14 protein-coding genes are annotated in these 21,436 nt (G+C 71.1%); 7 read left to right on the forward strand and 7 right to left on the reverse strand.

Annotated elements, in window-relative coordinates; translation table 11 throughout:
- Nucleotides 1–74: 74 nt before the first annotated feature.
- The 3 genes from ABT061_RS12630 to ABT061_RS12640 form a co-directional block, all read right to left on the reverse strand.
- Nucleotides 75–1,244, reverse strand: a complete 1,170-nt coding sequence (locus ABT061_RS12630) for a homogentisate 1,2-dioxygenase (RefSeq protein WP_350916153.1) — start codon at nucleotides 1,242–1,244, stop codon at nucleotides 75–77.
- A gap of 296 nt (nucleotides 1,245–1,540) precedes the next feature.
- Complete coding sequence (locus tag ABT061_RS12635) at nucleotides 1,541–2,368, reverse strand: SAM-dependent methyltransferase (protein WP_350915760.1); 828 nt, start codon at nucleotides 2,366–2,368, stop codon at nucleotides 1,541–1,543.
- 239 nt (nucleotides 2,369–2,607) lie between these two features.
- Nucleotides 2,608–3,240: an IclR family transcriptional regulator gene (locus ABT061_RS12640; protein ID WP_350915762.1), complete on the reverse strand. Its 633-nt coding sequence runs from the start codon at nucleotides 3,238–3,240 to the stop codon at nucleotides 2,608–2,610.
- A 384-nt stretch (nucleotides 3,241–3,624) separates the two neighbouring features.
- Here ABT061_RS12640 and ABT061_RS12645 point away from each other — a divergent pair, with 384 nt between their 5' ends.
- The 5 genes from ABT061_RS12645 (at nucleotide 3,625) to ABT061_RS12665 (ending at nucleotide 12,327) form a co-directional block, all read left to right on the forward strand.
- Nucleotides 3,625–5,424, forward strand: a complete 1,800-nt coding sequence (locus tag ABT061_RS12645) for a fatty acyl-AMP ligase (RefSeq protein WP_350915764.1) — start codon at nucleotides 3,625–3,627, stop codon at nucleotides 5,422–5,424.
- Nucleotides 5,424–9,089: an MMPL family transporter gene (locus tag ABT061_RS12650; RefSeq protein WP_350915766.1), complete on the forward strand. Its 3,666-nt coding sequence runs from the start codon at nucleotides 5,424–5,426 to the stop codon at nucleotides 9,087–9,089. The genes ABT061_RS12645 and ABT061_RS12650 overlap by 1 nt, the downstream gene beginning before the upstream one ends.
- Nucleotides 9,086–10,498 (forward strand): MFS transporter, encoded by a 1,413-nt coding sequence (locus ABT061_RS12655; protein ID WP_502991435.1) that lies wholly within the window; start codon nucleotides 9,086–9,088, stop codon nucleotides 10,496–10,498. The genes ABT061_RS12650 and ABT061_RS12655 overlap by 4 nt, the downstream gene beginning before the upstream one ends.
- Nucleotides 10,499–10,547: 49 nt before the next feature.
- Entirely contained in the window at nucleotides 10,548–11,765 is a 1,218-nt protein-coding gene (locus ABT061_RS12660; protein ID WP_350915768.1) for a glycosyltransferase, read from the forward strand.
- Between the two features lie 169 nt (nucleotides 11,766–11,934).
- Nucleotides 11,935–12,327 (forward strand): response regulator, encoded by a 393-nt coding sequence (locus ABT061_RS12665; protein WP_350915770.1) that lies wholly within the window; start codon nucleotides 11,935–11,937, stop codon nucleotides 12,325–12,327.
- A gap of 122 nt (nucleotides 12,328–12,449) precedes the next feature.
- Here ABT061_RS12665 and ABT061_RS12670 read toward each other — a convergent pair whose 3' ends face one another.
- A complete protein-coding gene (locus tag ABT061_RS12670) occupies nucleotides 12,450–13,115 on the reverse strand; it encodes a response regulator (RefSeq protein WP_350915772.1) in 666 nt (221 codons plus the stop codon).
- A 167-nt stretch (nucleotides 13,116–13,282) separates the two neighbouring features.
- On the opposite strand from ABT061_RS12670, the gene ABT061_RS12675 reads away from it, so the two are divergent.
- A complete protein-coding gene (locus ABT061_RS12675; RefSeq protein WP_350915774.1) occupies nucleotides 13,283–15,130 on the forward strand; it encodes a sensor histidine kinase in 1,848 nt (615 codons plus the stop codon).
- Between the two features lie 196 nt (nucleotides 15,131–15,326).
- Here the strand turns inward: ABT061_RS12675 and ABT061_RS12680 are convergent, their stop codons facing one another.
- Nucleotides 15,327–16,151 carry a sensor histidine kinase gene (locus tag ABT061_RS12680; protein WP_350915776.1) on the reverse strand — a complete coding sequence of 275 codons (825 nt, stop codon included), beginning with the start codon at nucleotides 16,149–16,151 and terminating at the stop codon, nucleotides 15,327–15,329.
- A 360-nt stretch (nucleotides 16,152–16,511) separates the two neighbouring features.
- Here ABT061_RS12680 and ABT061_RS12685 point away from each other — a divergent pair, with 360 nt between their 5' ends.
- Nucleotides 16,512–17,822, forward strand: a complete 1,311-nt coding sequence (locus ABT061_RS12685) for a hypothetical protein (RefSeq protein ID WP_350915778.1) — start codon at nucleotides 16,512–16,514, stop codon at nucleotides 17,820–17,822.
- A 155-nt stretch (nucleotides 17,823–17,977) separates the two neighbouring features.
- On the opposite strand, the gene ABT061_RS12690 is transcribed toward ABT061_RS12685, so the two are convergent.
- Nucleotides 17,978–19,642, reverse strand: a complete 1,665-nt coding sequence (locus ABT061_RS12690; protein ID WP_350915780.1) for a tRNA ligase subunit PheS family protein — start codon at nucleotides 19,640–19,642, stop codon at nucleotides 17,978–17,980.
- Between the two features lie 438 nt (nucleotides 19,643–20,080).
- Nucleotides 20,081–21,361: an alpha/beta hydrolase gene (locus tag ABT061_RS12695; RefSeq protein WP_350915782.1), complete on the reverse strand. Its 1,281-nt coding sequence runs from the start codon at nucleotides 21,359–21,361 to the stop codon at nucleotides 20,081–20,083.
- Between the last annotated feature and the right edge of the window lie 75 nt (nucleotides 21,362–21,436).

The following is a 21,436-nucleotide window of genomic DNA, read 5'->3' on the forward strand; positions in this document are numbered from 1 at the left end:
CGGGGTGGCCGAGGAGGCGGGGTCCGTGCTCGGGCCGACCGTGGCAGCCGAACCCGCCGCCGGGCACCCGCCCGTCAACGGGCCCACGTCCACGCGTAGCCGGGGTCCTCCACCGACAGGCCGGCGGGGCCGAGGTCGAGGGGACGGAAGGTGTCGACCATCACGGCCAGCTCGCTCGTCTGGGTGTGGCCCTGCCCGACCGCCTCGATGACCGCCTCGACGGCGCCCGGCTGCGGGCCGTGGGTGAACCCGGCCGGATGCAGCGAGACCGAGCCGATGTCGATGCCCGAGCCCCTGCGCGCGGTGTAGTCGCCGCCCGCGTAGAACATCAGCTCGTCGGAGTCGACGTTGTGGTGGTTGTACGGGATCGGGACCGCGTCGGGGTGGAAGTCGAGCGGCCGGGGGCAGAACGAGCAGATCACGAAGTTCGGGCCCTCGAAGGTCTGGTGCACCGGCGGCGGGGCGTGGGTGCGCTTCACGATGGGCTCGAAGTCGTTGATGTTGAACGCGTACGGGTAGAGGCAGCCGTCCCAGCCGACCACGTCGAACGGGTGGTTGCGGTAGACCAGCCGGGTCAGCCCGCCGCGGGTGCGGACCAGCACCGGCACCTCCTCGCCCTCGACGATGAGGGGCTCGCCGGGGGAGCGCAGGTCGCGCTCGCAGTAGGGGGCGTGCTCCAGGAACTGGCCGTGGGTGGACAGGTAGCGCTTGGGGGGGCGGATGTGCCCCGCGGCCTCGATGGTGAACGCCGTGACGCGGCCCTGCGGCACCCAGCGGTGGATGGTCCCGGTGGGGATGACGACGTAGTCGCCCTCCCCGGCCTCGATCACCCCGTACGTCGACTCGAACCTGACCCGTCCGCTCGCGATGTAGACGCACTCGTCGCCCATGGAGTTGCGGTAGAGCTCGCTGGGCGTCTCGCTCGCGGCGTACGACATGCGGACGTCGGCGTTGCCGGCGAGCAGCCCGCGCCCGGTGACCAGGTCGCCTCCGACCGGCAGGTCCTGGGTGCGCAGGTGACGGGGGGAGAGCGGCAGGTTGGGGACGAGCCTGCCGGCCTCGGTGGGCTCGACGGCCTCGGCCTTGAGGATCGCCGTGGGGAGATGGCGGTGGTAGAGCAGCGACGAGTCGCTGGAGAACCCCTCCTCACCCATCAGCTCCTCGGCGTACAGCCCGCCGTCGGGCCGCCGGAACTGCACGTGCCGCTTGCGAGGTATCTCCCCCACGACCCGGTAGTACGGCATCCGCTTCTCCCGCTCTGTCCGCTTATCGGACACTCGTGTCCTTTATACGAACAACCATCTGTCAGGGCGGGATGGATGTCAAACGTCGTCCGCCGGTTCCCGGTGTGCCGGACGGCTTGACAGCCGGGCGTAACGGCGGTGGAGAAGGAGAGCCCGGGGCTGTCGCGCGTTCCGCCGGTCGGTGCGGGGCCTGGAGAACCGCACCTCGGCCGTCAGGAGGGAGGCCGAACATGAAAGAAGGGCCCGCTGAGGAAGCGGGCCCCGGTTGCTCCGGCGACAGAGCGTCTCTCAGCGCATCAGGGCTTGCGGCCGACGGCGCAGAACTCGTCCACCTCGCGGAGGCCGCCGACGATCGACGGTCCGGGACGCCAGAGCGGGCACGAGACCACGCCGGGCTCCACCAGTTCCAGACCCTCGAAGTAGCTCGCGATCTGCTCGGGGCTGCGCAGGATGTACGGGACCGAGCCGGCCTCGTTCCAGATGGCGATGGCCTTCTCGAACTCCTCGCCGTTGATGACGTTGGTGCCGTCGGCGACCGCCAGGTAGCTGCCGGAGGGCAGGGCGGCCAGCAGGCGGCGCGCGATCGAGCGGCCCTCGTCGATGTCGGGAATGTGCCCCAGGATGTTCATCAGCATGAGCCCGACGGGCCTGTCGAAGTCCAGGGTGGCCTGGGCCGCCTTCAGGATCCCGTCGGGGTCGCGCAGGTCGGAGTCGATGTACTCGGTCGCGCCCTCGGCGGTGCCGGTCAGCAGGGCGCGGGCGTGCGTCAGCACCATGGGGTCGTTGTCGACGTAGACGATGCGCGCGTCCGGGGCCACCCGCTGGGCGACCTGGTGGGTGTTGTCGACGGTGGGCAGCCCGGTGCCGATGTCGAGGAACTGGCGGATCCCGCCCTCACCGGCCATGTACTCGACAGCGCGGGAGAGAAACGCCCTGGACGAGCGGGCAATATCCACGATTTCAGGAAATATCCCGACAAACTGGTCGCCGATCTCACGGTCGATGGCGTAGTTGTCCTTGCCGCCGAGCCAGTAGTTCCAGATCCGGGCGGAGTGGGCCACACCGGAGTCGATCGGGGTCGCCGGCCGCCGGTCGGAGGCGTGCGGGGAGGTCTCGTCGGACACGGAGGCTCTTTCTCTGGCGTCAGTGGGGGAAGATCTCTATTTTGCCATCTTGTCGGTCCTATGCCGCTCTCGTCATTGTTTGTCGTTTATTGCGGTATTTAATATGCGGAACCGTCAGGCCAAGCGGACTGCTCGGGATGATGGATCTCGGGGCGAGGGGAAGGGGACCACGTCCACCGAACCGCCAGGCACATGGGCCGGACGGGGCGGAGCGGAAAGGGATCACATCCGTCGGATCGTCAGGCGAGCGAGCCGGACAGTTCGGCGGCGGCGGCGGCCACCCGGGGACCGACGGAGTCCTGGTCGAGGGGGGTGAAGGCGACCACGCCCACCGATGCCTCCAGCCAGGGGACGCCGGGCACCGGGGCGGCGACACCCCGGGCGCCCTCCTGGAGTTGCCCCTCGGAGACCTGGTAGCCGGTGCGGCCCTCGCGCAGGGCGAGGATGGCCAGCCCGGCGGCACCCCGGGTCAGCGGGTGGCGGGACCCCTCGCGGTAGGCGACGTGCATGTTCGTCCAGGAGGGCTCGACCACCGCCACCGCCAGGCCCTCGTCGCCCTCGGCCACCGTCAGGTGCGCGGTCGCGCCCACCTCCTCGGCCAGCCCGCGCAGGGTGGGCAGAGCGCCCTCCCGGAGTAGCGGCTGCACGGCACGGGCCAGGACGAGAACCCCGAAGCCCAGGTGGACCCGCCCGGCACTGTCCCGGCGGACGAAGCCCTCGCCCTGCAGGGTGGTGAGCAGGCGGTACACCGCCGGGCGGCTCAGCTCCAGCTCGGCCGCCAGCTCCGTGGGAGTACGACCCCGGCGCCCGTCGGCGAGCAGGCGGAGCAGCCGCAGGCCGCGCTCCAGGGTCTGCGAGGATTCGGCCGGCATCTAGGACACCCACTGGGCTGGAACCATGCCCCGATTATCGCCGCCGCCCCGGCACCGGCCGGTACGTCCCCTGCCGAAGGCGAGCACGCTCCGGCCCCGGCGGAGTACGTCGCGGAGATCCTCGATGGCGCCGGGGAGCCCGAGCCTCGCTTCGGCCTGCACGAGCGGGTCCCCGCCAGGGGCCCGCCTGCGAGCGGTCGGACGGATCTGTGACAGGGGATCCGGGGTCCGGCCAGGTTCGCACGAGCGGTCAGATCGATTGGTGATCAGTTGTCATGCCGGTAATAACCGGCAGCCGGGAATGTGGAGTGCTTTGGCAAGAATTGCGAGATACCCCTGACGTAAGTTGCTAGGTCCCTGTACCTCGGCGAGGGGACCTTGAGCATGAGCGAGATGCTGATCGCCCAGGTTGAGCGGTGGGCACGGGAGATCCCTGACGCTCCGGCCTACACCTTCCTTGACTACTCCGCCGGGCGCGACGGGGTGCGGCACACGCTCTCCTGGGCGAAGGCCGACCTACGGGCACGGGCGCTGGCCGTACGGCTGCGAGAGGTGATGCATCCGGGCGAGCGGGTGGCGATCCTGGCGCCGCAGGGGCTTGAGTACGTGGTCGCGATGCTCGGGGCGATGTACGCCCGGGTGGTCGCGGTACCGCTCTTCGCGCCGGACCTGCCCGGTCACGCCGACCGGCTGATCCGCGCCTACGCCGACGCCGACCCGGTGTGCGTGCTCACCACGACGCCCGCCCTGGAGGGGGTGCACGCCTTCCTGGACGGCCGCTCCGTGCCCCGGCCCAAGCGGATCATCACCCTGGACACGGTCTCCGACCTGCTGGCCGACGAGTGGGACCCCGAACCGATCGGCCCCGACGACCTGGCGTACCTGCAGTACACCTCCGGCTCGACCCGTGCCCCGGCGGGGGTCGAGATCGGCCATGGCAACTTCACGGCCAACGCCAGGCAGTTGTGGACCGCGTTCCGCGCCACCCCCAGGGTGTCCACGGCCGCGCTCTGGCTGCCGCTCTTCCACGACATGGGCCTGATCGCCACCATCGCCGCGCCGATCGTGGGCGGCAACCAGTCGATGTTCATGGACCCGGTGGCGTTCGTCATGCACCCGGTGCGCTGGCTGCGGATGCTCTCCGGGCAGGAGGACGTGTTCACCGGCGGCCCCAACTTCGCCTACGAGTACACGGCGAGCCGGGTCACCGAGGCGGAGAAGGCCACGCTCGACCTGTCCGGGGTGTCGGTGATGCTCAACGGCGCCGAGCCGCTCCGGGGCGGCACGATCGACCGTTTCTCCGAGGCGTTCGCCAGGTGCGGGCTACGGCCCGAGGCGCACACCCCGGGCTACGGCCTGGCCGAGGCGACGGTGTTCGTCACCGCGATGGACCGGGACCTGCCCGCCCGCGTCACCCTGTTCGACCGCGACGCGCTGACCGCGGGGCGCGCGGTGCCGCACACGGGACGGGGCCGGGTCAGCGACCTCGTCTCCTGCGGGGTGCCGACGGGCCAGCGGGTGGTCATCGCCTCCGTATCCGGCACGACGTCCGGCATGACGTCCGGTACGGCCAGACCTGACGGCGAGGTCGGCGAGATCTGGGTGCGGGGGCCCAACGTGGCGCGGGCCTACTGGCGGGACGCCGAGCGCAGCGCCGAGGTCTTCGGCAACGTCCTCGACGGGGAGGAGGGCACCTGGCTGCGCACCGGTGACCTGGGCGTCATGCACGGGGGCGAGCTCTACATCACCGGACGGATCAAGGACCTGATCATCGTCGACGGGCGCAATCACTATCCACAGGATGTGGAGGTGACTGTGCAGGAGGCCGAGGAGGCCATCCGCAGGGACCATGTGGCCGCGTTCGCGGTGCCGGGGGAGGAGACCGAGCGGCTGGTGGTGGTGGCCGAGCGGTCACGGAAGGCCGACGGGCGGGACATCGACGAGATCGCGGCCAACGTCCGCGCCGCTGTCACGAAAAATCATGATCTGCGGCTGCATGACTTCGTACTGGTCGAGGCGGGGGCCGTGCCGCGCACGTCCAGCGGGAAGATCGCCAGACGTGCCTGTGCGCGGGCCTACCTGGACGGCGAGTTCCCGCCCGGCGCCTTCCCCGCCGACGGGCTTCCGGCCGATGCGCTTCCGGCCGATGGGGTCTCGGCCGATGGGCAAGGTGCCGGCGTCTGATGTTCGAGTCGCTTGGGCGGGCCGTCTACCGAGGGCGCTGGTCCCTGCTGGTCCTGGGGACGGTGTTCGCGGTCCTCGCCGGCTACTTCGGGCTGGGGCTGTTCGGCAGGATGTCCGACGGCGGCTTCGAGGACCCGGGGGCCGAGTCGACCTCGGCCGCCGAGTGGAGCCAGAAGTGGTTCGGCGGCAACTCACCCGACGTGGTGGCCCTCTACACGCATCCCAGGTACGAGGCCACCGACGAGCGGTTCGAAAAGGACGTGCGGGAAGCGCTCCGCGCACTGCCCGCCGAGCAGGTCGCGAGCACCACCACCTACTGGTCGACCAAGGCCGGGGAACTCGTCTCCGAGGACGGGCACTCCACCTACGCGCTGATCACCCTGCGCGGCGGGCAGCTGACCAAGCAGAGCGGGTACGAGAAGATCAGGGACGAGCTCCGCAGAGCGCCCGCCGGGTACACGGTCAAGATCGGCGGCAGGATCCCGCTGCTCAAGGACCTCAACGCGCAGACCGGCGCCGACCTGCAGCAGGCCGAGGCCATCTCGATGCCGGTCCTGCTCGTCCTGCTCGTCATGGTCTTCGGCAGCCTGGTGGCGGCGGGCCTGCCACTGGTCGTCGGGCTGCTCTCGGTGGCCGGGGCGCTGTTGCTGCTGAGGCTGCTCACCGAGGTCACGGACGTCTCGGTGTTCTCGCTGAACGTCGTGACGATGCTCGGGCTCGGCCTGGCCATCGACTACTCGCTCTTCGTGCTGAACGCCTTCAGGGAGGAGATCCACAGAGGGGCGTCCACCGAGGCGGCGGTCGTGCGGACCATCGCCACCGCCGGACGCACCGTCGCCTTCTCCGGGCTGACCGTGGCGACCTCGCTCAGCGGGCTGCTGCTCTTCCCGCAGATGTTCCTGCGCTCGATAGGGCTGGGCGCGGCGGCGGTGGTGCTGGTCGCGATGGTGTCCGCGATCGTGGTACTGCCCGCGCTGCTGGCCGTGCTCGGGCCGAAGGTGGACGCGATCAAGGTCATGCCCGATTTCGGCAGTCGCAGGGGCGGCACCTGGCACGCCATCGCGTCCAGCGTGATGCGCCGCCCGGTCGCGTACCTCCTCGGGGTCGGGCTGCTCCTCGTCGCGCTGGCCGCGCCCTTCGCGCACGCGCGGTTCGGCAGCGTGGACCATCGCGTACTGCCGGAGGGGTTCGAGAGCCGCCAGGTGGCCGAGGAGATCAACGCGAGGTTCGCCAAGAACGCCCTCGCGCCGATCGAGGTCATCGTGCTCGTCGAGCGCGACCTGGTCGGGCCGATGACCGCGTCGGCGCCCGGCGCGCTCACCTCCGAGGTCGGTACCCAGCGCGGCCCCATCGGCGTCGGAAACTCGGGGATCACCCCGGTCACCCCGGTCGGCCCGCTGGACGTCAAGGTCTTCGCCGAGCGGCTGGAGGCGCTCGACCACGTCACCGGCGTCGACGTCACCGGCGTCTCCCAGAACAGCGGCGCCGTGCGGCTGGCGGTCCGCTACGACAGGGACCCGATGTCGGACGAGGCCCGCGCGCTGGTCGACAGGATCCGCGAGCTGCCGCCCGAGCCGAACTTCCAGGACGTCGTCGTCGGCGGCCCCACCGCGGCTCAGCTGGACCTCCAGGCCAGCCTGCGGGCCACCCTGCCGTGGACCGCACTGGTGGTCTGTCTCATGACGGGCCTGCTGCTGTTCGCCGCGTTCGGCTCGATCCTGCTGCCGGTCAAGGCGATCCTGATGAACGTCGTGTCGCTGGGGGCGTCGTTCGGCGTGATCGTCTGGGCCTTCCAGGACGGCCACCTCGCGAGCGTCCTGGGCTTCACCCCGACGGGGAGCATCGAGGCGACCATCACGGTGCTGATCCTGGCCGTGGTGTTCGGGCTCTCCATGGACTACGAGCTGTTCCTGCTCAGCAGGGTCCGTGCGGAGTGGCTCAGAACCGGCGACAACACCGTGGCCGTGGCGGTCGGGCTGGAGCGGACCGGAGGGGTCATCACCAGCGCGGCCCTGCTGCTGCTGGTCGTCATCGGGGCGTTCTCCACGGCCGGGATCACGATCGTCAAGATGCTCGGCGTCGGCATGTTCGTGGCCATCGTGGTGGACGCCACCCTGGTCAGGGCGCTGCTGGTGCCCGCGACAATGCGACTGATGGGCGAGGCCAACTGGTGGCTGCCGAGCTTCCTGCGCGGCTTCCACCGGCGGATCGAGATCCGCGAGCACGCCACGGACGAGCTTCCCGCCACGTACGTGATGGTGGAGCGCGCGGGTGCCCCCGGTGCCCACCGTGCCGCTCCCGCGCGCCGCCTCGCCCACTTCCCGCGGCTCCCGCAGCTCGCCGCCGGAACCTCCCCGCAGGTTCCCGCCGGGCCTCCCCCGCCACCGCCCGCCGAACCGCCGCCGATCGCCCCCGCCGTTCCGGTACGCGTCATCAGGACCGGCCGGGACGGCGACTGGCAGTGGGCCGAGGAGTTTCCCCCGTCCCCCGCCTCACCTCTGGACCCGCATGTCCCGGTGCCGGATGTCCATGTGGCAGAGGGGGAATCCTGGGACTCGTCCATGGACCCGCATGTTCCGGTGCCGGGTGTTCGCGCTGCAGGGGAGGAGTCCTGGGGTGTGCACCTGGACCCGCATGTTCCGGTGCCGGGTGTTCGTGCTGCGGGGGAGGAGTCCTGGGGGGCGCCCGTGGACCCGTATGTCCACGCTGAAGGGGCGCCCGCGGGCTCGCATGTCCCGGTGTCGAACGCCCGTGCGGCGCGGGAGGAGACCCGGGGCTCGCGCCCGGACCCGGCGGTACCGCGCAACGGGTCCCGCACCCCGTCTCCCGAGCCCGGTACGGCACGTCCCTGGCGGTCCCGGATCCCGGATGCCTCCTTCCGGCAGAACCGGTCGAATCCCTACCCCATGCCCGGACTCGACGCCGAGCCGCCCCCGCCCGCCCGGCCGGCGGCCAGGCCCGCCGCCGCGTCCACCGCACCGCCGAGGTCCGGACCCGGGCCGGCCGGGGGGAGGACCAGGAAGGTCATCAAGCCGAACCTGGACGGTCCCGGCTGGCACTGGGCCGAGGAGCAGGAGAAGCCGTCCCCGCCGGAGCCCCTGCTGACCGTGCGGGACGCGATGGAACAGTCTCCCCGTCACCCGGCCCCCGTACCTGGGGAGACGGGGAGGCCGGAACCCGGGGAGGGGGCGGAGGACGCGCGCCGCGCACCGAGCCTGCCGCCGGTCAGCAGCCATCTGATCGACCAGCTGGAGCCGCTGGTACGGCCGGTGGCCAGGGCGATCGAGCCGGCTCCTCCGGCGCTCCGGCAGGCGATCCCGGCATCCCCACAGGCTCCCCCCTCGGCCCCCTCCCCGCCTGCGGTTCCGCAGACCCCGGCCCCGTCACCGTCGTCGCTTCCGGTCTCTCAGGCTCCTGCCTCCCAGGTTCCGGTACACCAGGCTCCGGCCTCCCAGGTTCCGCGACCTCCGGCGGGGGTGCAGCGGAGGGCGACGGTCCCCGCTGCCGTACCGCGTGGTGAGGGGGAGGCCGTGGGCAGGGCGCCCGCGAGGCGGGAGGCGGAGGAACCGGCGGGAGGCTGGGTCGCCGTGGGCACCAGGACCACGCGGGTCGTACGCCCCAAGGCCGACGGATCCGGCTGGGAGTGGACAGAGGTGGACGAGTGAGCGATCGGGCCGTACCGGACGCACAGGTCGTACCGGCTCCGTCCGCCGCGTTGCCATCAGGGGCGCCATCAGGGGCGCCGGCAGCGCGGCGAGGGCTGCTGCTACTGGTCATCGGGCTGGCTGGATTCGTGACGACCCTGGACAACACCGTCGTGACGGTCGCGCTGCCCACCCTGCAGGCGGAGTTGGGCGCGTCGCTGGCGGCGCTCGAATGGGTCGTCACCGGCTACGTCCTCACCTTCTCGGGCTTCATGCTCGCCGGTGGCAGGCTGGCCGACGTCTACGGCCGTCGCAGGGTGCTCGTCGCGGGACTGGCCGTCTTCGCGGCGGCGTCCCTCGCGGCGGGGCTGGCCACCTCGGTGGGCGCGCTCGTCGCCGCCAGGCTGGTGCAGGGTTCCGGGGCGGCGCTGATCCTGCCCGCGATGCTGGCGATCGTCGCGGTCGGCAACGACGAGCGGCGGCGGTCCGTCGGGGTCGCCGTCTGGATGGCGTCAGGGGCGGGCGCGCTCGCCCTGGGGCCGGTCGTCGGCGGCTATCTCACCCAGCACTTCCACTGGAGCTGGATCTTCCTGCTCAATGTCCCGCTCGGCGTCCTCATCATCGCGCTCGCGACCGTCGCGATCCCGGAGTCGCGCGACGAGCGGGCCGCCCGGGTGGACGTCCCAGGGGTCGCGTCGTCGGTGGTCGTCCTGTCGGCGGGTACCTTCGCCCTGACCTTCGGGGCCGAGCTGGGCTGGACCTCGCCGCCGATCCTGGTCGCGGTGCTGTTCGCGGTGGCCGCCGCCCTGCTCTTCGCCGTCGCCGAGAGGCTCGGCGAGGACCCGATGGTGGACCTCGCGCTGTTCCGGTCGCGAACCTTCACCGGCGGGGTGATCGCCCAGGTGCTCTGGGGACTCGGGGTCAACGGGGTCTTCTTCTTCACCGCGCTGTTCCTGCAGGGCGTGCTCGGTTTCAGCCCCACCGCGTCCGGGCTGGCGTTCGTGCCGCTGGCGCTGCTGGTCGTCGTGGTCACGCCGCTGGTGCCGTTCGCGGAACGCCGGATCGGCGCCGCGCGCACCGTGGCGCTGGGGCTCGTCCTCGTCGCCGCGGGCATGGCCGCCGTCGCGTTCCTGCGCCCGGGGGACGGCTGGGCCGAACTGCTGCCATCGGTATGCGTGATCGGGATCGGCTCGGCGCTGACCATGCCGCTGGGGTCGGCGGTGCTGGGTGCCGTACCCGAGTCCAGGGCAGGGGTGGCCGGGGGGGTGTTCAGCGTGGCCCGGGAGATGTCGGGGCTGTTCGGCATCGCGATCATCGGAGTGATCGTCAACGGTTCCGCGAGCTTCACGGCCGGCTACTCGACGGGCCTGCTGGTGGCCGCGGGGCTGGTCGTCACGGGGGCGGCCATCAGCCTGGTGACGCTCCGATGAGCCGCCGGACCGGTGAGTTCCGGCGGGCAGTCGGTTCTGGGAGGCTCCGGTGAGAATCGCGGTCCTGGCGTTCGGTTCGCGGGGTGACACCCAGCCGTGCGTCGCGCTCGGCGCCGGGCTCGCCCGGCGGGGGCACCAGGTCATGATCGTGGCGGCGGGCCGCTACGGCGGGCTGGTCGAGGAGGCGGGGCTGGAGTTCAGCCCGATCAGCGTGGACCCGCTGAAGATCATGGAGTCCGAGGAGGGGCAGGCGTGGCTGCGGAGTGGCCCCGCCGGGTTCGCCAGGGGGTTTCGCATGATCGTGGAACCGCTCGCCGAGCGCCTGGTCGCCGAGGTGGACGCGGCCTGCGCCGGAGCCGACCTCGTCCTGTCACCCGCGCTGGGCGGTTTCGGGCACCATCTCTCCGAGCGGTACGGCATGCCGTACGCGCTGCTGCACTTCCAGCCCAGCGAGCCCACCAGGGCCTTCCCCAACCCGCTGGTGCCGTTGCGCACGCTCGGCGGAGCCGGTAACCGGGCCAGCTACGCGCTGGTCGAGGGGTTGAGCTGGCTGCTGCTCGGCCGCATGGTGAACCGGCTGCGGGGCCGGGTGCTCAAGCTCGGGCCCATGCGGGGCAGCCCGTTCCGGCGGGCACGGGCCGATCGGGTGCCGGTGCTGTGCGGGGTCAGCCCCTGGATCGTCGGCCGCCCGCGGGACTGGCCGGACTACGTGCACCTGACCGGTTTCTGGTCGCTTGAGCGCGCGCTGCCTCCCCGCTCCGAGATCGTCGCGTTCCTCGACGCGGGGCCGCCACCGGTCTTCGTGGGCTTCGGCAGCATGGTTCCGGCCAACCCGGTCGCGACGGCGGAGACGGTGGTGGCGGCGCTGCGCAGGGCCGGGGTGCGGGGGGTCCTTCAGGGCATGCCGTACGAGGGCGCCGACGACATGCTCGTCATCGGCGACATCGATCACGAGTGGCTCTTCCCGCGAATGGCCGCGGTGGTGCACCACGGCGGCGCCGGGACCACGGGGGCGGGCCTGCGGGCCGGGATACCGGGGGTGATCTGTCCCTTCTTCTCCGACCAGCCGTTCTGGGGAGCACGGGTGGCGTCGCTGGGGGCCGGGCCCGCGCCGCTGCCGATCGGAAGGGCCACCGTGGGAGCGCTGGCCGCACGGGTGGCACATGCCGTACGGGATCCGGGAACGCGGGCGGTGGCGGCGCGGCTGGGGGAGCGGCTGCGGGCCGAGGACGGAGTGGGACGCGCGTGCGAGGCGCTCGGAGCCTGACCCGAAGGCTCAGCGCCGGGTCAGGGATTCGGTGGTGCTCAGGCCGTTTGAGGCCTGACGGCGTGGGGTTCGCGGTGGCCCGCCGGAGGGGCTCCACTCATGCCAGCGACCTCCCGGGTTTCCCGCTAGCTGCAATGTGCCGACGCCGCTCCCCTGAGATCCTCGAGGTGTGGCCATAAGTTGTCTAATCGTCGATGATAGCGATCACTTCCGCTGTGCCGCCCGGGCGTTGCTTGAGCGGGAGGGGATCGCCGTGGTCGGCATGGCCTCCGCGGGCGAAGAGGCCCTTCGGCAGATCAGCGATTGCCGGCCGGACGTCGCGCTCGTCGACATCGATCTCGGTGAGGAGAGCGGTTTCGACGTCGCTCAGCGGCTCGCGCGGGTGCGGCCCGACAGCCGCCCGCACATCATCATGATCTCGACCCACGCAGAGAGGGACTTCGTGGACATGATCGTGGCCGGTCCCGCCATCGCGTTCCTGTCGAAGTCAGCCCTTTCCGGGGCGGCGATCCGCGACATTCTCCGGGAAGCCTGCGAGGAGGGGAAGCTGGGCTCCAGCTGACCCGGGGCGTGTTCCGCGGGTCTCCCACCGGATCGGCCCGCGACGCCAAGCCGCCTCATCGGTACCACCGGCCCCACCGGTCCTTCACGGCACGTCGGCCGTCCCCCGGGCGGTGCCCCCTGTCAGCGGGATTCGAGGAAGGCCAGCACGGCGAGGACACGGCGGTGGTCGTCCTCCGTCCCCGGTATCCGCATCCTGGACAGGATGCTGTGCACGTGCTTCTCGACCGTGCCCTCGGTGATCCAGAGTTTGCTCGCTATGCCGGCATTGGAGCGTCCCTCGGCCATCAGGGCGAGGACCTCCTGCTCGCGCGTGGTGAGAAGTTCCAGCGGATCGTCCTTGCGGTGGGCCCTGATGAGTTCCCGCACCAGGCTCGGATCGACGATCGAGCCGCCCAGGGCGATGTGCTCAAGCGTCTCCATGAAGTCGCTCACCCCGGTCACCCGGCTCTTGAGCAGGTAGCCGACCCGGTGCCCGGTGGCGAGCAGCTCCATCGCCTCCTCCACCTCGATGTGCGCCGACAGCAGGAGGATCCCCATGTCCGGGAACTCCTCACGGATCACCCGGGCCGCGTCAAGTCCCTCGTTCGTATGGGTCGGGGGCATCCGGATGTCGAGGACGACGAGATCCGGCCGGTGCTCACGGACCAGAGGGAGGATCTCCGCCGCGTCTCCGGCCTGGCCGACGACTTCGAAGCCCGACCGTGTCAGGAGGCTCGACATCCCCTCGCGGAAAAGCACGTCGTCGTCCGCCACTGCTACGCGTATCCGGTTCTCGTACACGACCATCGTCCTTTCGTGGTCTGTTTCCCGCCGGACCTGTCATTAAAAGAATGGCTACTTTAGGGTTAAGGAATTCCCAATACTCTGGACAATTAGCCGTAAGTCCGCCAGGCGGGGTACGGTCAGGGACGAAGTGTGAAATATCCCGTTGACATGCGAGTATCTTAGTACTTATGCGCGAGCGGCTGCTGTCGTCATTGGCGCACACAGAGCGTCAATCCTTCGTGCTGGGGATTGTATGCGGCGCCGTGTGCATCGCGGCGGAAGTCGTCCTGTCCACTTTTCTGTCCCGCTTGACACCGGGTGGTTTCCTGAGCGGGATCTACCTGCTCGGCGTGCTGTTGATCTCGGCCGTCTGGGGCCTGTGGCCGGGACTGGTGACCCTGCTGGCCAGCGCCATCGCCTTCGACTACTTCACCCTCCCCCCGCTGGAGGCCTTCTCCCCCGGGGAGAACTGGCGCTGGACCCCGCTTCCGATCTTCCTTCTCGTCGGGCTCGCGACCAGTTTGATCGCGGCGCGGGTGCGCTCACTGGGCGTCCAGGCGAACGAACGTCGCCGCGAAGCGGACCTTTCCGTGCAACTGGCCCACATCCTGCTGGGTGCGGAGAATCTGAGCGCGGCGCTGCCGCCGGCCTCGCGCCTCCTGGCGCGGGGTCTGGGGGCACCGAACGTGGAGATCCGGCTTGATGAGGTCCCCATCGGTGAGCACGACGAGGCTCTGCCGCTCATGGAGAACGGCAGCCGGATCGGCACGCTCGTCGTTCCCGCCGGCGTGCCGGAGGACGTGCGGATACGCCTGCGCGACCGGATGCTGCCCTCCTTGGAAGCACTGTTGCGGGCGGCCCGCGATCGCGAGAGCGTCAGGGCGGTCCTGGCGTCCAGCCGTGACGAGCTCCGCAGGATCGCGCAGGAGCAGGCGACGTTGCGGCGTGTCGCGACGCTCGTGGCGCGGGGCATCTCCTCGACGGAGCTGTTCAACGCGGTCGCCTGCGAGATGGGCTCCCTCATGAAGGCGGACCACGTGTCGATCAGCCGCTACAACCACGACCACACGACGGTGGCGGGTTCGTGGAGTCTCCGGGAGGACGCGCGGAAGGTGATGCCTATCGGCTCGCAGTGGCCGATCAACGAGACGCTCGTCTCCGGCATGGTGCTGAGGACGGGAAGGCCGGCCCGGATAGCGAACTATGAGGAGGCCTCGGGAGCGATCGTGAAGTGGGCCCATGACATGGGCGTCACCTCCGCGCTCGGCTCTCCCGTGATCGTCGATGGCTCGCTGTGGGGTGTGGTGCTCGCCTTCTACAACCGCTGGGAGCCAAGGCTCGAAGGTGCCGAGGGGCGGATGAGGGACTTCACCGAGCTGATCGCGACCGCCATCTCGAACGCGCAGGCCCGTGCCGATCTCGCCGCCTCCCGTGCGCGCCTCGTCGCCGCGTCCGACGAGACCCGCCGGCGCATCGAGCGCGACCTGCACGACGGTGCCCAGCAGCGGCTGGTCTCGCTCGGGCTCGAACTGCGCGCGGTGGAGGCCGGGGTGCCACCGGGGATGACCGAGCTCAGGGAGCAGCTGTCCCAGGCGGTCCAGGGGCTGACCGGGATCGTGGAGGATCTGCAGGAGCTCTCCAGGGGCATCCACCCGGCGATCCTCTCGAAGGGCGGTCTCGCACCCGCGCTGAAGACGCTCGCACGCCGCTCCGCCGTTCCGGTGGAACTCCAGCTGGGCTCCGTCCCGCGCCTGCCGGAACGCGTCGAGGTGGCTCTCTATTACACGACGGCGGAGGCACTGACCAATGTGGTGAAACACGCGCACGCCTCCGTGGTGTGCGTCACCCTCGACGTGACCGGGGCGACGGTCCGGCTCTCGGTCAGCGACGACGGGACCGGGGGAGCCGAGTACGGCGGGGGGTCGGGGCTCATCGGGCTCAGGGACCGCGTCGAGACGCTCGGCGGAAAGCTGACGATCACGAGTTCCGCGGGGGAGGGGACGTCGCTTCTGGTGATGGTGCCGATCGAGAGCTGACGGCCGCGGCCGGCCTTGCCGGGGTGAGCGGGGGATCTGCCCCACCGGCCGCCGGCCGGTGGGGCAGGCTCGCCCGGGAGGCATCGGGCGAGCGGGCCGGAGAGGGAACTCGGCCGCGGGTCCGGGGGAGCTTGGACGGGCGGCCGTCCGGTCAGGGGCGGGGGCTTGGTGGATCCCGCGGTCATCCGGACAGGTGTCAGGAGGCGGTCTCTTCATGGTCGTCCAGCCGTGCGGCGGTGGCGAGCGGAAGGCGGAGGACGAACCGTGCGCCGCCCAGGGGAGAGCCGTCCACCTTGATGGTTCCCAGGTGGGCTTCGGCGATGTCACGGGCGATCGTGAGGCCGAGCCCGGTGCCTCCCCGATTGCGGCAGCGGGCCGTGTCCAGCCGGGTGAACCGCTCGAAGACCCGTTCCCTGTCGGCGTCGGCGATGCCGTCCCCGTCGTCGGTGACGGTCAGCTCGCCGTATTCACCGTCCCTGCGCACCTCGACCAGCACCGTGCGCCTGGCATGGCGCTGCGCGTTGTCCAGGAGGTTGGAGAGGAGCCGGTCGATCTCCGCGTCGACGACGTTCGCCCTGACACCGGGGACGAGCCGAAGTCGTACGGGGATGTCGTCCTCGCGCCGCGAGACCGTAGCGCGGGCCAGCTCGCCCAGGTCCGTGCTGACGAACGCGTCCGGCGGGTTCGTGCCGACCTTCGCCAGCATCAGCAGGTCGCTGACGATCTTCTGAAGCCGGTCGACGTTTCCCAGCGTGTCCGCCAGCAGCTCGTGCAGGTCCGTCTCCTCGGGATGCAGCCGGGCCTCTTCCAGGAGAGCCCTGAGCCCGGCGATCGGGGTGAACAGCTCGTGCGAGGCGTCGGACACGAATCGCTGCTGCTGGAGCAGAGACCGGTCGATCCGGTTCCTGGCGCTCTCCATCCGCTTCAGCAGGTCGCTGGTCGCCAGGGCGAGACAAATGATCTCGTCCGACCCTGGGAGCCCGTGGAACCGGCTGCTCAGATCGTTGACGTGCGGCGACATGAAGATCCTGTTTCGGTCTGCACCGATTGGTGCGCTTTCGAGAAGGGTGGTGGAGTCTCGTCATCGACTCGACACCGCGGCGGAGATTCCCCGTCTCCCCGGGCGGTTGCCCTCACCACCATGATGTTGTCCCCACCGCCCGTCGTCTGCGCTGGCAGCCTCCGTTTGTCGCTTCACGCCAGCGGGATACCGGCATTCCGGCTACCTGCAATGCCCCGGGCTCCTGCCCGCGTGGGACGCCGGATCGGCCGGGAGGTATCAAAGTCCTGTGGGTCCTTGACTGGGGCTGTTGAGCCCATTGCGATCTGGGTAAAGTGTGGATCGATCGTTTTGACCAGCTTTACCCGGGGAGTTCAGGACATGCGACTTACTCTGCGCCGGGCCCTCGCCGTCGGCGCCGCGCTCGCGCTCGTCGGGATCATGACGCCCGGGGCCGCGTACTCGCAGGACGATCCCCGCAGCTGCAACGATCTGATGGGGGCCGACGCCCCGGCCTACGTCGTGTGTCACTGGCTGGCCAAGCCGGAGGAGGCCCTCGGCGTCGCGCTCTTCTGGGGCAGCGACGACGCGGCCCACCTCAAGGAGGCCAACCCGATCGGCGGCAAGTTCATCGACTGCTCGGCCGGCGCCTGCCCCGAGCCGCCCGGCGGCGGCGCCGAGGGCGACGAGAACTCCCCCCTCCCCGAGGGGGCGGGAGAGGACGGCGCGCCCGAGTGCGAGGCGGGCCAGCAGTGCTCGATCGACGGGCACGGCGAGGGCGGCGACGGCACCGTCAACGGATCCGAACTGACCGGTGCCGCCAAGTCGACCTCCACGAGCACCCAGGATCCCGCCGTCGCGGCGGCCGCGCGGACTCCGGCCGGCCAGGCGATCACCGCGGCGAAGGCCCAGCAGCTGCGGGTCTGGATCGACACCGAACTGGCCGACGACTGGAAGGCGGGCACCGAGGCCTTCACCGCCGCCGTCAAGCGCATCGGCGCGCTTGCCGCGCGTCCGGAGGTCGCGGGCATCCGGTTCACCTCCCAGCTGGGCTACAACAGCACGTTCAAGACGGACGCGGAGATCACCGCGTTCGTCACCGCGGCCTCCGACGCCCTCCGCCAGGCCGCGCCCGGCAAGCGGCTGGGCGTGCACACCGTGGTCCCCGAGCTCGCCTGCGGCGCCAACGACACCTGCAAGGCGGAGATGCGCAAGCGGTACCCGCTGCTCGCCCCCGAGAAGATCGAGTCCCCGCTGATCGCGGGCCGCGTCGACCAGCTCTCCCTGGACACCGGCCTGCTGTACGGCGGCTACGACACCTGGAAGATCGACGCCGAGCAGGCCCACCGCAACCAGTGGATCCAGGTCCGTGCCCGGTCGTGGGACGTCCTGACCCAGATCGCCGCGGAGGAGACCGGTCTCGTCGGCCAGGTGACCGATGAGCAGATCGCCTCCCGGCTGTCGGTGCCGGTCAAGGACGGCGCCGCCCAGCAGGTGAACGTCTGGACCCGCGTCCAGGACGCCCAGGGCGCGGTGAACCGGCTGACCGCCTGGGAGCAGCTGAAGAAGCTCACCCCGATCCAGCGTCGCCTGGCCGCCGTCTACGACCCGGCCAACCCCGAGGTGGACGTGACCACCGACCTCAAGAAGCTCTCCGAGGCCTTCGGCCAGATCTATCTCGCGGCCGTCTGACACACTCCCGCGACCTCCCGGTGAAGCGGCTCAGGCCGATTTCACCGGGACATCGCGAACCGGCAGACCCGGTCGGCGGGCGGGGCGAGCGGGGGAGTCCCCGGCCTCCTGGCTTTCCGGGTGCCGAATGGCCACCGGGCCGGGCGGGGAGGACGTCACGTGCCTCCCTGATCGGTGAGATGTTCCAGCGCGGTGAGGTCGATCTCCATGACGCTCGTCCCCGGTGGCAGGCCCAGGGCCTGGACCGTGGCGGTGTGCAGCTCGCCGGCGTGGCCGAGCACCGCCTCGCCGACGAGCAGCTCCAGGCAGCGTCCAGGGCGCCAGGGCGCGTACTCGGTGGGGCGCGTGATCAGGCCGGCCCCCATGACGTACGCGGCCGTCCGCGCGGTGTCGACGGCGCGGGCCCACGACGACTCGCCGGTCAGGGCGATGGCGAGATGGCTGGGCTGGGCGGGGACGGTGGCGTTCAGCGCGTCGAGCCGGCTCGCGGTGGGGCGGTGGTCCGCCAGGGGCCAGAGGGTGGGGTCGGCGCCCGTGCGGGGTGCGAAGACCACTCCCTGCTCGAAGAGCGCCGGGTAGTGATTTCCCAGGGCGAGGTTGAGCCCCAGCGCGGCCAGCAGCCCGGGGAGGAGCGTGGTGCGCAGCGACGGCTCGCGCGGGCTGATCGGGTTCGTGAGCGTCAGCGTGGCGCGGCGCGGGTCGTCGGGCGCCAGGCCGAAGGCGTCCCATGCGGCGTCGCAGACGAAGGGGAAGCGCGGCGTCTCGACGTACCCCGCCCCCGCCAGCGCGTGCCCGATCCGCCGTCGCAGGCTCTGCGAGCGGGTGAGCCCCCCGCCGGCCTCCCGTCCCCGCGGGCCTCTCCTGCCGTGGCCGCCTCGGGCCAACGGGATGATCTCCAGATCGGGCACGGCCCGTGCGGCCGGCACGGCGCGTGTGGTGGCCGTGCTCCGGGGGCGGGGAGTGGGCCTGGGCCTGCCGCCGGGGGCGAACTCGTCCATCCCGAGCGGGAAGCGGATGTCGCCGCCGACGATGTCGCTGATGTCCTTCAGGCCGTGCCGGAGCATCAGGGTGCGCTCGACGCCCACGCCGAAGGCGAACGCGCCGTACCTGTGCGGATCGACGCCGCAGGTGGTCAGCACCAGGGGGCGGACCGTGCCGCACCAGCCCCACTCGATCCATCCCCCGCCGCCGCACGTCCCGCACGGGCCTGCGGCGGCGTCTCCGGCGGCGTCCTCGGAGACGTCCTCCCGGACGCCGTGGCAGACCGCGCACTCCACGTACACCTTCGCCGACGGGTCGGTGTAGGCGGACCGGTGGGTGCGGAGCCGGGTCACCGTGCCCCTGCCGAACACGGCGGCGGCGAAGTGGTCGAGGGTCTTCTTCAGGTCGACCATGGTGAGCCCCAGGTCGACGGCGAGACCCTCGACCTGGTTGAACACCGGGCTGTGGATGGTGTCGGCCGCGTCGGGACGGAAGGCGCGGCCCGCGCAGACCAGGCGGAGCGGCGGGGTCCTGCCGAGCATCGCCCGCACCTGCGCCGGTGAGGTGCGGGTGCGCAGCACGAGGCCCGACCTCCCGCCGGGCTCCGCGGGGTCTTCGAGGTGGAAGGCCCGGCCGGGGGTGCGGCCGGGGTGGTCGTCGTCCATGTTGAGCGCGTCAAAGGCGAACCACTCGGCCTCGACCTCGGGTCCCTCGACGATGCGGTAACCAAGGTCGAGAAAGACGTCGGTCATCTGCTCGGCCATGACGGTCACCGGATGCCGGGCCCCGCGCGAGTCGTGCGGCGCGCCCCCGGCACGTCCGCTGGATGCGCTCCTCATTGACTGTGCTGCCTCTTCCTGTATGAGCGCGCCTCCCGTGCTTCCCCGAGACGGTCAGGCGAGAGCCGCGGGTCACCCTTCGCGGGGATACGCGGGGATACGACGGCACGCGACCGGACGACCTCGCACGTGAGACCGGAGGTGGGATCCGCGTCCGACGTCCGTTACGGAACGCCGGAGTTCACGCGCGACCTCGAACGTCCGCCACGCTGGGTGTTGGAACAACTACTCAAAGTTATTATCTGGTCAACGGTGAGTCAACACGCCACCGGGTCGGCGATGAGGGTTCGAGAGGACGGCCGTTCCGTCAGGGGCAGGTCATCGGCGCGTGTCCGCCTCTTCGGGAAGCGGATCCCCGGGGCCCGCCGAACGCCGCCGGATGATGTCGACGGCAGCGGATCGTCGGGCCGGGACCGGCGACCGCCACGCATCCGGCTCTCACGTTCCGCCGAGCAGGTTCCAGACGTTCTCCTGCTCCCGGGGTGCGGAGGCGTCGTCCTGGGCGGCCTTCAGGCCCAGGGCGGCCAGGATCATCGGGAAGGACCTGCGGAACTCGCGCTCCCAGTAGGGCCAGCTGTGGGTGCCGTCCTGGTACAGGTTCACCACGGGCTTGATGCCGTGGAAGCGGAGCTTGGCGATCAGGTCCCTGGCCGTGTAGGCGGAGATCGGCTCGCCGAGATGGGCCGGGCTCCAGGGGACTCCCGGCGGGTCGAGTTCGCCCAGCCTGCTGGTCGTGCCGCTGGAGATGTAGATGCTCACGCCGCGCAGGTTCCCGGCGTGGGCCGCGGGGTCGTTGGCCCTCCAGACGTCCCGGTTCCTGAGCGGATCGCCCCACAGCGCCTGCGGATCCTGTCCCTCGGAGGCCTGTGCGTTCATGATGAGTTCGGGGATGCCCGGCAGGCGGGTGGACATGACGCCGCTGTAGGCGCCCACGAAGCGGAACATCCCCCGGTGCAGCGCGGCGTACTTCATCGCGCCGTACGCGCCCATGGAGAGCCCCGCGACGGCGCGGCGGCTCCCCGCGCGGTAGCCGGTCTCCAGCAGGCGGCGCACCTCGGAGGTGTGGAAGGTCTCCCAGCCGGGTGCGCCTCCCTTGCCCTTGTTGTACCAGTTCGAGTAGTTACCCGCCCGGCCCGCCTCGGGCATCACGATGATCGCGTCCATGTCCTCGGTCATGCCCGCGATGTCGGTCATCCGGGTCCACGAGGTGTAGTCGTCGGCGCCGCCGTGCAGCAGGTACAGGACCGGCCAGGTACGGCGCGCGCCCTTCGACCAGCCCTGGGGTACCAGCACGCGGACCGGCAGGGTCGCGTTGACCGCGGGCGACGAGATCTGGAGGTCGAGCATGCGCGGGCCGAGCCAGGTCTCCTTGACCACGCGCGCGGCGCCCGGCCTGGCGGCAGGCCAGGGCCCCCATGGGCTCCTGCCTCCCTTGCCGGCGGAGGGGCTCGGGCTCGGCTGCGGTTTCACCGCCGGTCTCACCGCCGAGGCGGTCCTGCCCGCCGGTCTGGTGATCAGGGTGTTGCTCTTCGCGGGTTCCCCTTTCCGGGCGGTCCCTCCCGCCGGGTTCACCTCCGGAGCGGTCCGGGCCGCCGCGCCTGCCTCGCCGCTCCTGTCACCGAATGCCGAGGCCCAGGCCGGGTCGGCGTGCGCGGTCGAGGGGAGTCCGACGACAAGCGCGGTCGCCAGCGCCAGAAGTCCGCGTCGAGCAGGTCGCATGGTCGTTCCTCCGCCCGGCCTGGAGACAGTGGCCGTGGCAGGCGACCCTAGGCGGGGTGATCGCCTCTCAGCTAT

The organism is Streptosporangium sp. NPDC002544, from assembly GCF_040295965.1.
In the GTDB taxonomy this organism is placed as follows: domain Bacteria; phylum Actinomycetota; class Actinomycetes; order Streptosporangiales; family Streptosporangiaceae; genus Streptosporangium.

Bases quoted from the DNA above. Each gene is read 5' to 3' on its own strand.
- ABT061_RS12670 (WP_350915772.1), bottom strand. From the start codon at position 13,115: ATGGTCGTGTACGAGAACCGGATACGCGTAGCAGTGGCGGACGACGAC.
- ABT061_RS12680 (WP_350915776.1), bottom strand. From the start codon at position 16,151: ATGTCGCCGCACGTCAACGATCTGAGCAGCCGGTTCCACGGGCTCCCA.
- ABT061_RS12645 (WP_350915764.1), top strand. From the start codon at position 3,625: ATGAGCGAGATGCTGATCGCCCAGGTTGAGCGGTGGGCACGGGAGATC.
- ABT061_RS12685 (WP_350915778.1), top strand. From the start codon at position 16,512: ATGCGACTTACTCTGCGCCGGGCCCTCGCCGTCGGCGCCGCGCTCGCG.
- ABT061_RS12675 (WP_350915774.1), top strand. From the start codon at position 13,283: ATGCGCGAGCGGCTGCTGTCGTCATTGGCGCACACAGAGCGTCAATCC.
- ABT061_RS12650 (WP_350915766.1), top strand. From the start codon at position 5,424: ATGTTCGAGTCGCTTGGGCGGGCCGTCTACCGAGGGCGCTGGTCCCTG.
- ABT061_RS12630 (WP_350916153.1), bottom strand. From the start codon at position 1,244: ATGCCGTACTACCGGGTCGTGGGGGAGATACCTCGCAAGCGGCACGTG.
- ABT061_RS12695 (WP_350915782.1), bottom strand. From the start codon at position 21,361: ATGCGACCTGCTCGACGCGGACTTCTGGCGCTGGCGACCGCGCTTGTC.
- ABT061_RS12690 (WP_350915780.1), bottom strand. From the start codon at position 19,642: ATGAGGAGCGCATCCAGCGGACGTGCCGGGGGCGCGCCGCACGACTCG.
- ABT061_RS12640 (WP_350915762.1), bottom strand. From the start codon at position 3,240: ATGCCGGCCGAATCCTCGCAGACCCTGGAGCGCGGCCTGCGGCTGCTC.